This window comes from Micromonospora sp. CA-248089, from assembly GCF_050948515.1.
Lineage (GTDB): Bacteria > Actinomycetota > Actinomycetes > Mycobacteriales > Micromonosporaceae > Micromonospora.
The window spans coordinates 4,313,615-4,329,061 of sequence record NZ_CP192016.1 but is presented as its reverse complement, the minus strand read 5'-3'; the positions used below and the strand labels follow the sequence as shown (position 1 = coordinate 4,329,061).

Below are 15,447 nucleotides of genomic sequence, written 5' to 3'. Positions count from 1 at the left end.
CAATGGCCGCTGTGGAGAAGTACCCCGGTGGCGTCGAAGATGTGCCAGTGATCACCGACCGGTCGACCTCCGCGTCCCCCGACCCCGAGCGGCACCGGCTCGCCCAGGCCGACGCCGGGGAGCAGGACTGGCGCGCATGGGGCCCCTATCTGTCCGAGCGGGCGTGGGGGACGGTACGGGAGGACTACAGCGAGCACGGTACGGCGTGGGACTACTTCCCCCACGACCACGCGCGGTCCCGAGCGTACCGGTGGAACGAGGACGGCATGGCCGGCGTCTGCGACGACCGGCAGACGTTCTGCTTCGCCCTCGCGCTGTGGAACGGGCGCGACCCGATCCTCAAGGAGCGGATGTTCGGCCTCGGCGGCGACGGCGGCAACCACGGGGAGGACGTCAAGGAGTACTGGTGGTACCTCGACAGCACCCCGACGCACTCCTTCATGCGCTGGCGCTACCACTACCCGCAGGCCGCCTTCCCGTACGACGAGCTGGTCGCGGTGAACGCGCTGCGCGGCCGGGACGACACCGAGTACGAGCTGGTGGACACCGGCATCTTCGACGACGACAGGTACTGGGCGGTCACCGTCGACTACGCCAAGGCGTCACCGACCGACATGTGCGTGGTGATCACCGTGGCGAACCGGGCCGACACCGACGAGACCCTGCACGTGCTGCCCACGCTCTGGTTCCGCAACACCTGGGCGTGGGGGCTGCCCGGCACCGACCGGATGCCGAAGCTGGTCGGCGAGGCGGCCGGGGAGGGGGCTGGCGCCCGGCTCGTCGGTGAGCACTGGGTGCTCGGTCAGCTGCTGCTGGAGGGCGACGGCGACCCGGTGCCGCTGCTGTGCGACAACGAGACCAACGCCGAGCGGCTGTGGGGGCTGCCGGGGCGGTCGGCGTACCCCAAGGACGGCATCAACGACCACGTCGTGGCCGGCGCCGCCACCGTCAACCCGGACCGCACCGGCACCAAGGGGGCGCTGCACTACGTGCTCGACGTGCCGGCCCGCGAGCAACGCCAGATCCGGCTGCGGCTCACCCGGACCGCGCCGCCCCCGGCCACCACGCCGCCCGCCCCGGCCGACCTGGGCGACGGGTTCGACGCCGTGCTCTGGGCGCGCCGGGCCGAGGCGAACCGATTCTTCGACAGCGTCATCCCGGACGCCGCCACGCCGGACGAGGCGCTGGTGGCGCGCCAGGCCATCGCCGGGCTGATGTGGGGCAAGCAGTTCTACCACTTCGACGTCGAGCGGTGGCTGACCGGCGACCCCGGGTCGGCGCCGCCGCCGGCCGGCCGCCGGCACGGGCGCAACAGCGCCTGGTGGCACATGAACAGCTTCGACGTGATCTCCATGCCGGATCCGTGGGAGTACCCCTGGTACGCGGCCTGGGACCTGGCCTTCCACTGCGTCACCATCGCCCGCGTCGACCCGGGTTTCGCCAAGGAGCAGATCCTGCTGCTGCTACGGGAGTGGTACCTGCACCCCAACGGGCAGATCCCGGCGTACGAGTGGGCGTTCGGTGACGTGAACCCGCCGGTGCACGCCTGGGCGGCGCTGAAGGTCTTCGAGATCGACGGCTCCCGCGACCACGAGTTCCTCGCCCGGGTGATGCACAAGCTGCTGCTCAACTTCACCTGGTGGGTCAACCGCAAGGACACCGGCGGCAACAACGTCTTCGAGGGCGGCTTCCTCGGGCTGGACAACGTCGGCCCGTTCGACCGCTCGGCCGCGCTGCCGGTGGCCGGGACGCTGGAGCAGTCCGACGGCACCGGCTGGATGGCCATGTACGCGCTCAACCTGCTCGACATGGCCATCGTGCTGGCCGAGCACGACCGCGCGTACGTGGACACCGCCACCAAGTTCTTCGAGCACTTCGCGTACATCGCCGCCGCCGCGTACCACCAGGGGCTGTGGGACGCCGAGGACGCGTTCTTCTACGACGTGCTGCGCCTGGCCGACGGCACGAAGGTGCCGCTGAAGGTCCGCTCGGTGGTCGGGCTGCTGCCGCTCGCCGCCGTCACCCGGCTGACCGCCCGGACCATGCGGCGGCTGCCCGAGCTGGGCGCCCGGCTGCGCTGGTTCCTCACCAACCGGCCCGAGTACGCCGAGGTGATCGGCGCCCGCCGGATCGGGCCCGACGGCCGCCAGCAGCGGCTGCTGTCGATGGTCGCCCCGGACCAGGTGGTACGGCTGCTGGCCCGGATGCTCGACACCGACGAGTTCCTCTCCGAGTACGGGCTGCGCACGCTGTCCCGGGCCCACCTGGACAAGCCGTTCACCGTCACGCTCGGCGGGCAGGAGTTCAGCGTCGGCTACGAGCCGGCCGAGTCGACAAGCGGCCTGTTCGGCGGCAACTCCAACTGGCGCGGCCCGATCTGGATGCCGACTAACTTCCTGCTGATCAGCGCGCTGCGCGACTACGCCGCGTTCTTCGGCGACGACCTCCAGGTCGAGTACCCGACCCGGTCCGGGGTGAAGCGCACGCTCGACGAGATCGCCGACGACCTGTCCGCGCGGCTGATCTCGCTGTTCACCCGCGACGGGTGGGGGCGGCGGCCGATCTACGGCGCCGCGCAGCTGTTCCAGACCCACCCGGACTGGCGCGACCTGATCTGCTTCCCGGAGTACTTCCACGGCGACAACGGCGCCGGCCTGGGCGCCTGGCACCAGACGGGCTGGACCGCGCTGGTCGCCGACCTGATCCTCACGCTGCGCCGCTGACCCGCGTGCGTGGGGCGCGACGGGAGCCCCGCCGCGCCCCACGCGCTCACGACAGCGGCAGGAACGCCAGCCGGGCGTGGTACTCCCCGGCCACCGTCACCGTGTCGCTGCCGACCCACAGGCCGCGGTCGGTGGCGTACAGCTCCTGGGTACCGACGCCCCGGTCCTTCGTCGGGTTCCACGGCAGCGCCTTGCCCGTGGTCGGGTGGATCGCCCCGATGCCCGGCCGCGGCACCGCGCCCGGACCGGCCGAGTTGCGGCCCTGCGGGTTGTCCAGCCAGCGCTGGTGGCCCCCGACGTAGACCGCCGCGCCGGTCACCGCCACCGACAGCAGCGTGTCACCGCCGGTGTAGTTGGCCCAGGTCGGCTGCTTGCCGCCGGTGGCGGTGCCGAACTCGAAACGCGCCGCGGTGTCGCAGAGCGTGCCCGGGAACGGGCCGCCGGTGGTGACCACCGCGAACCAGGTGCCGTCCGGCGAGATGTCGACGCCGCGCATGTAGACGGGCATCGTCCGCGCGCACTGCGGCTGGTAGCGGACGGTGGCCCAGCCGGAGAGCGTGGCACCGGCCGCGCTCAGGTCGGCGACGGCGATCTGGTGCCGCGCCACGCCCGCGACGCTGCTGAAGCCGCCCACGAACACCAGCCGCCGGCCGTCGGCGGAGACGTCCAGCGCCTCGACCTTAACCGGCGCGGTGGCACCGGAGGTGGTCGTACGAGGGCCGGCCAGGTTCAGGTTGACCGACGCGTCGGCCGCCCCGGTGGTGGCGTTCACCGCCGCCAGGGCGCGCCGGGTCACCCCGCCGACGGTCTGGAACGCGCCACCGACGATCAGCCGGTTGCCGACCAGGCGCATGTCGTTCACCTGGTTGTTCAGCGCCGGCGTGGTGAACCCGGCGACCCGGGCGCCGGTGGCCGCGTCGATCCGGGCCAGCCGGGACGCCGCCGTGCCGTTGACAGTGGTGAACGCGCCGCCGATGTAGAGCGAGCGGCCGTCCGGCGCGGCGGCGAGCGCCTTGACCGCGCCGTTTACCTGCGGCCGGAACGTGGTGTCGATCCGGCCGGTGGTCGCGTCCAGCGCCACCAGCCGGGGCATCGCCAGCTGAGCCGTCTGGTTGGCGTTGCGCACCTTGGTGAACGTGCCGGCGACGTACACGCGGTTGCCGATCTGGAGGATGCGGTGGACGGTGCCGTCCAGCGCGTGCGGCGTCCAGTCGACCGGGTTGGTGCCGACCACAGTGGTGTGTGCGGCGTTGACGGCACGTGCCGGGGCTCCCGGCAGCGCCGCGCCCGCGACGGCGAGCGTCACGGCCACCGCGACGAAGGCGCGCCGCCGGCGCCGCCGTCCGGGTGGATGATCGGGTGAGATCGTCATGGCCGAAGCATGCCGCCCGACCAGGGATTGCGCAGTCGGGTAGCCGCCGGTAACCGGCGGCCGACCGGATAAACCGCGTGGCCCGTCCGGCGAGCGGGCAGTACGGTGTGCGAGGTCCGCGAGGGGGAGGGGGAGACGATGCCGTCGCGCCGGGACGCCGCCGTGCTGGTCTTCGACGCCGACGACACGCTCTGGGAGAACAACGTCCTGTTCGAGCGCGTCATCGACGACTTCCTCACCTGGCTCGACCACCCCACGCTGGACCGGTCCCGGATCCGCGCGGTGCTCGACGACATCGAGCGCGCCAACGCCGTGGCGCACGGCTACGGCAGCAAGGTCTTCCTGCGCAGCCTCGGCGAGTGCCTGGAGAAGCTGCGCGAGCGTCCGGCCACCGCGCGGGAGCGCGCCGAGATCGAGCAGCTCGCCGCGGCGCTGGTCGGGCACCAGGTGGAGCTGATGCCGGGCGTGGCCGAGACGCTCGACGACCTGGCCGGTCGGCACGATCTGCTGCTGCTGACCAAGGGCGAGCGCGAGGAGCAGCAGCGCAAGCTGGACGCCTGCGGGCTGCTGCACCACTTCCGCGCCGCGCACATCGTGCCGGAGAAGGACGCGGACACCTACCGGTGGCTGGCCCGTGAGCACGCCTTCGACCCGGCCGCCGCCTGGATGATCGGCAACTCGCCGCGCTCGGACATCCTGCCCGCCCGCGCCGCCGGGATGAACGCGGTCTTCATCCCGAACGAGAACACCTGGGTGCTGGAGCACGACGAGCTGGATCCGTCCGACCAGCGGGTGATCCGGCTGGCCGCGTTCCCCGACCTGGTCCAGCACTTCTGACCGGGCCGGTAACGTCCGGGACGTGCCGCTGACCTTCCCGTCGCACCTGGCGCCGGTACTGCCGCTGAAGCGGTGGCGGCCGGACTGGTTCGACGGGGTGGCGCTGTGCACCGGCGCGGTGGCGCCGGACGTCGGGTATCTGGTCACCGGCACGTCGCTGGCCCTGGACCTGCGGACGCACACGCTCGGCGGGCTGCTCTGGTGGTGCCTGCCGGTGGCCCTCGCGTACGCCTGGGTGGTGCGTCGCGTGGTCGCCGGCATCGCGGTGCACCTGCCCGCGCAGCGGTTGTTCGGCTGGCCCTGGTACGTGATGCTGGCCCGGGTGCGGCACCCCTGGCAGGTGACCGTCTGCTCGGCGCTGATCGGCGCGTTCAGCCACGTGGCGTGGGACCGGGCCAGCCACAGCGAACGCCTGCCCCGGCTGCTCGGCGTCGCCGACTTCCGCGCGCTGACCGGCGTCTACTGGTTCCAGTTCGCGGACGTGGTCGCCGGCCTCGGCGGCGGGCTGCTGGTGGTCGTCCTGGCCGTGCACGAGGCCCGTCGCGGCCTGCGGGCGGACGGCGTACCCGCGTCCGCGCCGGCGGCGAACCCGAGCGTGTTCTGGCGGGTGGCGCTGGCGGTCACCGGGCTCGGCGCGCTGCTGCTGCCCGCCCTGCCGGCCGCGGGCGTCCCCGCCCCGGCGGGCGTACGGGCGCTGCACGTGGCCGCGCTGGCGCTCGTCGCCGGGGCCGTCGCGGCCCGCGCCGTCCCGTCGCGGCCGGGCGGGCGCAGTCCCCGTCTCGAAGTCGAACAGCGCGAAACCGGCTGACCCCGTTACGCCGACATGCCGCAATTCGGCATAGACATCAATCACAAGCGCAGCCGCCGGTCATCGCTTGTCCGGCCTGCGCGGACGCGCCTAACCTGAGCCGGCGTCCACGCCTCGTCGGGGTGAGACGGGGGCGCACCGGAGTCCGGTGGTAAGAGCACCGTGGAGCTGAGTGCGGGCATACCGGCTCGCCGCGCGGAGCCCGGCGGAAGGCGTCGTGCCACGCCTGCCGTGGTCCCGTGGCGCAGACCGCTACCGAACCGGACGGCCGGGGTCAGGACCGGGGAGTTGCGGACCCGGTCCTGACCCGTCCGGTCCTGCCGCCGCCCGTTCGCGCTCGGCGCCTGTCGCGATCGATACGCCTCCCGTCGTCGGCGGGACGGTTCCGCCTGCTCGCGGCCCGGTCGCCCGCACTCGCGGCGCCGCCTGGGAAGTAGCTGACGGATAGCCCGGCGTGTATGTGGTGTTCCTAGCCTTCACCCGTCCTGTCACCGGAGTTGACCGGAGGGTAACGGGTGAGACGACCATCGAAGGGCGCCCTGATCGGGGGCCTGGCGCTGGCCATGGTGGCCACGCTGGGCGGCGCCGCGGTCCTACCGGACCGCGATCCCGCCGCGACGGAGCAGGCCGCACCGAGCGGGAAGAACGACGACAGCGGACTGCTGGACCGGCTCGGCGGCGCGGCGCGCGGCCTGGTCGCCGGTGGTGGTCACCGTGCGAGACCCGAGGTGGTCAGCGCCGGACTCCACCGCAGCGACAAGCCCGTCGCCGGCCGGAAGTGGCCGGCGCAGAAGCGGGTCAAGGAGCTGACCGGCCGGCGGACCGAGAACGGCAAGATCTATCAGCTGTCCGACGGGCGGTTGCAGGCGGAGATCTCCGCCACGCCGCTGCACTACCGGGACGGCCGGGGCAAGTGGCAGCCCATCGACACCAGCGTCCGCCCGGTGGGCGAGTCCGGTTACGTGCAGGGCAACCGGACCAACGCCTACACCAGCCTCTTCGGCGACAGCTCGGACGAACTCGTGCGCTTCGAGCGGGACGGCCGCGCTATCGAACTGGGCCTGGCCGGCGCCGCCAAGGACGTCAGCCCGAAGGTCTCGGGCTCCACCGTGACGTACCCGGGGCTGGCCGGTGGCGCGGACGTGGTCTACGACGTGACCAGCACCGCGTTGAAGGAGAAGATCGTCCTGCGGCAGCCGCCGGCCGGTCCGGTGTCCTACACCTTCACGCTGGAGACGGCGGGCCTGACGGCGCAGCAGCGCGACGACGGTTCGATCGCGTTCGTCGGCCGCGACGGCGGCGCTCCGGTGTTCGTCATGCCGCCGCCGTTCATGTACGACAGCAAGGACGACAAGTCCTCCCCGCACGGCAAGGTGTGGTCGGACAAGGTCACCCAGAAGGTGACCCGCACGGGTGACACGTCGGCCGTCACGATCACCGCCGACGCGGGCTGGCTGGCCGAGCGGTCCCGGGTCTACCCGGTGGTGATCGACCCGACGATCAAGGTGCAGCCGGTGCCCACCGACGCGCAGGACGTGCAGATCTACTCCGGCGCCACGACCACCAACTACAACGACACCTACCAGCTGAAGGTCGGCACGGACGCGTCGAACGCGTACCGCACGCTGGTGAAGTTCGACGTCGGCTCGATCCCGCGCAACACGCCGATCGACGACGCGCAGCTGCAGATGTACTACTCGCAGACGCACCACGCGTGGGGCTTCGACGTGGCCATGGAGGCCCGCCGGGTCACCCAGCCCTGGACCGAGAGCACCGCGACCTGGGCGAACATGAACGCCAACATGGCCGCCCAGCCGGCCGGCAACATGGTCACGCAGGACGACGGCGACGCCGGCACCTCGGTGAGCGGCACCTGGTCGTACTCGACGAACACGGCGCTGACCGGGCTCGCCGTCAACGGCGACTACCGCTTCAACAGCGACACCACCACCGGGCACACCCACACCTGGGTGCCGACCATCACCGAGGCCGGCAACTACCAGGTCGAGGTGCACTACGTGTCGGAGTCGGACCGGCCGACGAACGCGCCCTACACGGTGCACTACAACGGCGGGTCGAAGACGTACACCGTCGACCAGACCGGCAGCGCCCGCGGCGAGTGGAAGACCCTGGGCGTGCACCCGTTCGCGGCCGGCACCACCGGCAAGGTCGTCCTCGGCGACGTGTCGGGCAAGTCGGTGATCGCCGACGCGGTGCGCTTCACCAAGTGGGGGGCGGCCACCAAGAAGGCCTCTGTCTCCAACGCGTGGAGCTCCTTCCCGGTCCGCAACGTCGTGCAGGACTGGGTCAACGGCACGTACGCCAACAACGGATTCATGGTGAAGGCGGTCGACGAGGCGGCCAAGGGTCGCGGCGGCCCGATCTACGAGGCCTCCGAGTACGCGTACAACAACGCCCGCCGGGACTACAACCTGCCGAAGCTGGTCATCACGTACGGCCGGCCCGGCGTGGCGGTCAGCCCGCCGACGACGCTCACCTCCACCGGCGCGGTGCTGGACTGGCCCGCGTACGTCGACCCGTCGTCGTCGACGGCGGACGACGCGGTGGAGTACCAGGTGCACCGCAGCATCTACCAGAACTTCACCCCGTCGGCGGCGACCCTGATCGCCCCGGTGTCCACCAGCACCCGCACCTATCAGGACACCACGGCGATCCCGACGGCGGCGGACAACACCGACCCGCTGGCGCGGAAGTTCTACTACTACATGGTCGCGGTGAAGACCCGCGACGGACAGGTCGTGGCCGGGCCGACCCAGTCGGCGATCCTGCCGAAGGCGGGCCAGATCACCCGGATCTACCGCACCGGCACCACGGACACCACGCTCTCCCAGGCCCGCCCGACGGAGAACGTGGACGTCTACGACGGTGACCCGTACGTCAGCCCGGGCAACAACTCGTCCTACTACGGGGACACCCGGGGCCTGGTGAAGTTCCCGACGCTGACCGGCATCCCGGCCAACGCCAAGGTCGTCGACGCCGACCTGCGGCTGTACAACAGCGGGCTCTACCCGGGCACCGACACCGACGAGTACGTCGACGTCCACAAGCTGACGCGGAACTTCACCGAGACCGCCGCGACGTGGAACACCTACGACGGCACCAACGCGTGGACCACCGCCGGCGGTGACTACGACACGACCTGGAAGGCGAGCTACAACCAGTTCACGAACGACCCCAAGTGGGCCACCTGGGACGTGACCCCGGCGGCCGACGGCTGGGTCAAGGACCCGACGAAGAACTTCGGCCTGCTGCTGCGGCAGCGCGACGAGGCGAACCAGACCGCGCGGGCGGTGCTGCTGTCGTCCGAGGCGCCGGAGCCGCTGCTGCGGCCGACGCTGGAGGTCACCTACCTGGAGCAGACCGCGGAGTCGACGTACTACGCGGCCTCGACCCCGGCGCTGGCCACCGCCAACTCCACGTACACGGTGCCGGTGACCCTGTCGAACCCGACGCTCACGGCGTGGAACCCGACCGACTGGGAACTCGCATACGACTGGAAGCGGGCCGACGGCGTCACCGACGGCGCCGACGCCAGTTACGAGTTGAAGACCGCGTTGCCGAAGAGCGTCCCGGCCGGCGGCACCGTCGACGTCTCCGCGCAGGTCAAGACGCCGCCGTCGTCCACCGAGGGCAACGAGCGCACCGACTACGTCCTGCAGTGGGATCTGCGCAACAAGCTCACCGGCAAGAAGCTCTCGGAGACCGCGTCGATCCCGGCGCTGCCGCAGAACATCTCCGTCGAGGAGCCGACCTCCGACCAGCTCGGCCTGGAGAAGTTCTACTCGTACGCGGGGAAGAACACGGGCGCCGGCGGCACCCTGATGAACAACCTGTACTCCGGCAACACGGTCTGGTCGTACAACGCGTTCAACAACCCGTCCCGGGGCCTGGCGACGTTCGTCCGGATGTCCTACAACTCGCTGGACACCACTGACACGGTGGCCGGGTACGGCTGGTCGTTGCAGGCGTCGTCGATGATGCGCCTCGGCGCCCCGCTGGACTTCCACCCCAATCCGAACCCGACGAAGGTCACCCTGACCGACGGTGACGGCACCAGCCACCGGTTCACCTGGGACGCGACCGCGAACGAGTGGAAGAGCCCGAAGGGCGTACACCTCTACCTGCAGAAGTACAGCAGCGTGGACTGCAAGCCCAACACCGACGAGCCGAAGGCGTGGGTGCTCACCCGGCCGGACCGCACGCAGTTCTTCTACGACTGCGAGGGCTTCCTGTCGAGCGTCGTCGACAACAACGGCAACGAGATGCTCTTCACCTACGAGGAGCGCAAGTCCAACAACAAGCCGACGAAGTTCCTGCGGTACATCACCGACCCGACCGGCCGGATCACCCTGACCATCGACTACTACGCCAAGGGTCAGACGTACGACTACATCAACGACACCACCTGGACGCGGGTCTCCGGCGCGACGAACCTGACCAACCCGAAGATCATCGACCACATCTCGCAGATCACCGACGTCTCGGGACGCAAGCTCACCTTCACCTACACCGACAAGGGCCTGCTCGGTGAGCTGATCGACGGCGCCGGGTCGGCGAACGGCACGCCGAAGACGTTCAAGTTCGCCTACGACATGACTCAGGGCAACAAGAACGTCAAGCTGGTCAAGGTCACCGACCCGCGGGGCAACGCGACCGGCGTGGTCTACAACTACCCGCAGACCGGGGACGACCCGAAGTTCCACTGGACCACCAAGTCCTACACCGACCGGCTCACCCACCTGACCCAGTTCGCCTACGTCGACCCGGACGGTCCGCAGGGCAACAACATCAACACCACGGTCACCGACGCGGAGAACCACGCCAGTCAGTACCTGCTGGACGGCTACGGCCGGGCGTACCAGACCACGAACGCCAAGAACGAGGTGACGAAGACCGGCTGGGACGACGACCACAACGTCATCCGGCTGGAGGAGGCGAACACCGCCGTCTCGACCTGGGCGTTCGACCCCAAGACCGGCTACCCCACCCAGATCCGCGACGCGGAGGCGGTCAAGAACAACTGGCCGGGCACCGTGCTGACCTACCAGCGCCAGCTCAACGGCTACGTGGCCGAGGTGGTCAGCAAGACCAGTTCCGAGGGCCGCAAGTGGACCTTCACGTACACCGCTGAGGGCGACGTCGCGACGGTCACCGACCCGGTGGGCAACACCACGTCGGCCGACGGCGACTACACGAGCGCCAACACCTACGACGAATGGGGTCAGCTGCTCAGCGCCCGGGACGCCAACGGCAACACCACGGCGTACGGCCCGTTCCACCCGAGCGGCTACCCGACGACCATCACGGACGCCGGCACCGGCAAGTCGTACTTCACCTACGACGACCGGGGCAACGTCACCGAGGTCAAGAACGGCAAGAACGCCAAGGTGACCCAGGCGTACGACACGTTCGGCCGGCCCACCACGAAGGTGGAGCCGATGGACGCGGCCAACAACCGCTTCATCACCACCAAGGCCCCGGTGTACGACCAGAACGACAACATCACCACCGCGTACGCCGCGAACGGCGCCGTGTCGACCTCCGTCTACGACAAGGCGGACCAGGTCGTCGAGACGCTCGCCCCGAAGGACGAGTCGGGCGACCCGGAGCGGAAGACGACCACGACGTACGACAAGGTCGGCAACGTCCTCACCGTCACCGAGCCGCAGGGCAACCTGACCTCGACGGCGGGCGACTACACGACGACCACGAAGTACGACGCGATCTACCAGCCGATCGAGGTCACCAACGGCCTCGGCCAGAAGGTGAAGTCGGAGTACGACAACGTCGGCAACGTCACGGTGCTGTACGACGCGAAGAAGACCGCCAGCGCGGCGGACGACTTCACCACGAAGTACGAGTACGACCTGAACCGGCGGGTCGTGAAGACCATCGACGCGGCGGGCAAGTTCACCACCGCCCGCTACGACAAGGACGGCCTGACGGTCGGCACCACCGACGCCGACGGCAACGAGTCGCTGGCGACGTACGACCCCCGCGGCGCGCTGGTGGAGTCGAAGGTGCCGCACAGCAAGGACGGCTCCGGCACCGTCACCTACCGCACCACCAAGTACGAGTACGACCAGGTCGGCAACCAGACGAAGCTGATCACCCCGCGCGGGGTGGACACCGCCGACGACGCGGACGACTTCTCCGTGGTGACCGTCTACGACGCGCTCAACCGCAAGAAGGAGGAGTGGTCGTCCTACGACAAGGACGACAGCCGTTACAAGACGCCCGACAAGACCTTCTACAGCTACGACGAGATCGGCAACCTGACGAAGGTCAGCGCGCCGCCGTCGGACGGGCAGACGGTCCGTAACGACACCGAGTACACCTACTACGACAACGGGTGGACCAGGACGTCCAAGGACCCGTGGGACATCGTCAACTCCTACGACTACAACGACCTGGGCCAGCAGACCAAGAACACGCTGAGCTCGGCCGGCGGGTCGACCACGCGGACGATGACCTGGCAGTACTACCAGTCCGGCAACGAGAAGGGACGGTCGGAGGACGGCCTGCCGGTCGGCAAGGACGTGGTCCTGGTCGACAACACCGACACCAACAACACCGCCTCGCAGGGCACCTGGACCAACGGGGCGGCCACCGGGCAGTGGGGCTACGACGTCTCCACCGCCCCGGCCGGCAGCGGATCGGCGCAGTTCAACTGGCAGCTGACCATCCCGCGCGACGGCACGTACGAGGTGTTCGTCCGGCACCCGCAGGTCACCGGTGCCGCGACGGACGCGAAGTTCACCATCACCCACGACGGCGGCAGTGTCACCAAGACGGTGAACCAGACGCAGAACACCGGCGCCTGGATCAGCCTGGGCAGCTACTCCTTCAAGGAGGAGGGCGTCCAGAAGATCACCGTCACCGACCAGGCTACCGGCAAGGTGCTGGCCGACGCGGTCAAGCTGGTGCGGGACAACTCCGCCGACGTCGACAACGAGCGCAAGGAGTTCACCTACCGGTACAACCCGAACGGGATGATGGTCGAGGTCAAGGACCTCAGCCCGGGCGCGAAGATCGGCCGGTACGACATCGCGTACGACCAGCTCAACCAGATCTCCACGGTGAAGGAGTTCGCCGGGCTCAGCGACACGAGCGCGAAGAACACCACGGCGCTGACCTACGACGACAACGGCAACCCGCTCACCTCGACCCACGACCTCACCTGGTCGAAGATCGAGTACGACCCGCGGGACATGGTCGCCAAGGTCACCAACGCCGACTCGCCGACGGCCGGCAACCAGCAGATCTCGTCGTTCACCTACACCAACCGCGGGCAGCTGCTCAAGCAGACCAAGCCCAACGGCAACACGGTGGACTTCGAGTACTACCTCGACGGCGCCACCAAGCGTCAGCTGGAGAAGACGTCCGGCGGCGCGACGGTCGCCGAGCACAACCTCCAGTACCAGGCCAACGGGCACCCGTCGCGGGACGTGCTGAAGCTGATGAACGCCGACAACTCGTCGGACTACATCGACAACACGTACGTCTTCAGCTACGACCCGCAGGACCGGATCGCCAAGCTGGACAAGACCGGTGACAGCACCTCGACGGAGACCTACACCTACGACGCCAACGGCAACACGGTGTCGCAGACCGTCGGGGGGACGACAAGCACCAGCAAGTACGACCGCAACCGGCTGCACTCGACCACCACGGCGGGTGTGACCTCGACGTACAACTACGACCCGCTGGGGCGCCTCGACACGGTGTCGGTCGGCGGCCAGCGGGCGCAGAAGTACTACTACGACGGCTTCGACCGGACCGCGAAGACCACCGCGGGCATCGGCGCCAACGCCAAGTCGACCACCTACGTGTACGACCCGTTCGACCGGACGGTGTCGCAGACGACGGCCGGCAAGACCACCCTGTTCACGTACCTGGGGATGGACAACCAGGTGCTGCGCGAGGAGGTCGCGGGCAAGGCGACGAAGTCGTACCAGTACGCGCCGTGGGGTCAGCAGCTGACCCAGATCAAGCACAAGGACGACGGCGCGCGGGAGTACTCGCAGTTCATCTACCGGCCGCGCGGCGACGTCATCGGCATCACGAAGGAGGACGGCAAGACCCGGGCGACGTACGGGTACACCGCGTACGGCAAGGACGACTCGTCGCAGTTCACCGGTGTGGACAAGCCGGGCGCGCAGCCGGCGGGCGAGGAGCCGTACAACGCGTTCCGGTTCAACGCCTCCCGGTGGGACGCGGGTTCGGGCACGTACGACATGGGGTTCCGCAACTACGACCCGGGCCTGAACCGGTTCCTGACGCGGGACACCTACGGCGGGGCGATGGCGGACATGGGTCTGGCCATGGATCCGTTCACCGGTAACAGGTACGCGTTCGCCGGCGGGAACCCGATCAGCTTCATCGAGCTGGACGGGCACCTGTTCGGGATGTCGTGGTCGGACATCGGCCACGCCACGCTGGACGTGGTCGGCATGGTGCCGGTGGTCGGTGAGGTAGCCGACGTCGCCAACGGCATCTGGTACGCGGCCGAGGGCAACTACGTCGACGCGGCGTTGTCGATGGCCTCGGCGATTCCGCTGGCGGGCAACGCGGTGACTGCGGCGAAGCTCGCAAAGACCGGCAAGAAGATCGCCGACGGCATCGACACCGCCAACGACGTCAAGAAGGGCGTCGAGGCGACCACCGACGCCTCGAAGGCGCTGCCCACCAACACACCGAAGCCGAAGACCGAGACCCCGGCGAAGCCGACCAAGTGCAACAGCTTCGTCCCGGGCACCAAGGTGCTCCTGGCCGACGGCTCGACCAAGGCGATCGAGGACGTCAAGGTCGGGGACCGGGTCCTCGCCTCCGACGTCGAGTCGGGCGACCGGCAGGTCCGTCCGGTCACCCAGCTCATCCGGGGTGACGGGGTCAAGAAGCTGGTCACCATCGTCGTGGACACCGACGGCAACTCGGGTGACGACACCAGCACGATCGTGGCCACTGACGGTCACCGGTTCTACCTGCCGGACTCCGGGGTCTGGGTGACCGCCGGCCAGCTCAAGGCCGGCGCCTGGCTTCAGACGTCGTCGGGCACCTGGGTCCAGATCGCTGCCATCCGGCACAAGACCCAGGTCCAGCGAGTACACAACTTCACCGTCGACGGACAGCACACCTACTACGTCCTCGCTGGCGAAACCCCCGTACTCGCCCACAACGACGCCTGCCCGGTCGGCAATGAGGTTCGCTACAACAGCGACGAGTTGAGTTCCGCGGCGTACAACGCCCGGGTCGATGCGAACTCCGCACACTTCCCGAGTGGACCGCGCACCTCGTCACCAGGAGGAAACGTTGCCGTAGCCAAGGTTGAGGGACACGACGGGCTCATCGTGGGATTCAGTAAGGGCGACGGATACCACGCCGAAGACCACATCATGGACCAGATCGACGCTCTGAAGGCGAACAACAAGGGAATCGGTAGGATTACCGACCTCTACAGTGAGCGTCAGCCGTGTTCGGTGTGCGCCGGGAAGCTGCCCGGCCATCTGGCGGACAATGCGAGAATTACCTGGTCCGTGCCATGGACCAACAACGGACTGATGAATTCGGTTTCCAATGAGATGCTTGCGAGAATGATCCGGCTGGCCGGCGGAGGTAGAGGCTAGCTGACAGGAGGTGGGGCGGTCGCCCCGCCCCACCTCCTGCCTCCGTCTTGCGGCTACAAT

At 69.3% G+C, this 15,447-nt stretch carries 5 protein-coding genes; 4 read left to right on the top strand and 1 reads right to left on the bottom strand.

All coding sequences use genetic code 11. The annotated features are described in order from the left end of the window. The first annotated feature begins 2 nt into the window (after positions 1-2). Positions 3-2,723 carry an MGH1-like glycoside hydrolase domain-containing protein gene (locus tag ACQP26_RS20220; protein ID WP_433493708.1) on the top strand — a complete coding sequence of 907 codons (2,721 nt, stop codon included), beginning with the start codon at positions 3-5 and terminating at the stop codon, positions 2,721-2,723. A 46-nt stretch (positions 2,724-2,769) separates the two neighbouring features. Here ACQP26_RS20220 and ACQP26_RS20215 read toward each other — a convergent pair whose 3' ends face one another. Further along, a complete protein-coding gene (locus ACQP26_RS20215; protein WP_433493707.1) occupies positions 2,770-4,095 on the bottom strand; it encodes a hypothetical protein in 1,326 nt (441 codons plus the stop codon). Positions 4,096-4,233: 138 nt separating this feature from the next. On the opposite strand from ACQP26_RS20215, the gene ACQP26_RS20210 reads away from it, so the two are divergent. The 3 genes from ACQP26_RS20210 to ACQP26_RS20200 all read left to right on the top strand — a co-directional run bounded on the left by ACQP26_RS20210 (position 4,234) and on the right by ACQP26_RS20200 (position 15,387). After that, a complete protein-coding gene (locus ACQP26_RS20210; protein ID WP_433493706.1) occupies positions 4,234-4,932 on the top strand; it encodes an HAD family hydrolase in 699 nt (232 codons plus the stop codon). Between the two features lie 22 nt (positions 4,933-4,954). Next, positions 4,955-5,740, top strand: coding sequence for a DUF4184 family protein (locus ACQP26_RS20205; protein WP_433493705.1), 786 nt, complete (start codon positions 4,955-4,957; stop codon positions 5,738-5,740). A 515-nt stretch (positions 5,741-6,255) separates the two neighbouring features. Further along, entirely contained in the window at positions 6,256-15,387 is a 9,132-nt protein-coding gene (locus ACQP26_RS20200; RefSeq protein ID WP_433493704.1) for a DNRLRE domain-containing protein, read from the top strand. Positions 15,388-15,447: the final 60 nt, after the last annotated feature.

Bases quoted from the DNA above. Each gene is read 5' to 3' on its own strand.
- ACQP26_RS20215 (WP_433493707.1), bottom strand. From the start codon at position 4,095: ATGACGATCTCACCCGATCATCCACCCGGACGGCGGCGCCGGCGGCGC.
- ACQP26_RS20210 (WP_433493706.1), top strand. From the start codon at position 4,234: ATGCCGTCGCGCCGGGACGCCGCCGTGCTGGTCTTCGACGCCGACGAC.
- ACQP26_RS20220 (WP_433493708.1), top strand. From the start codon at position 3: ATGGCCGCTGTGGAGAAGTACCCCGGTGGCGTCGAAGATGTGCCAGTG.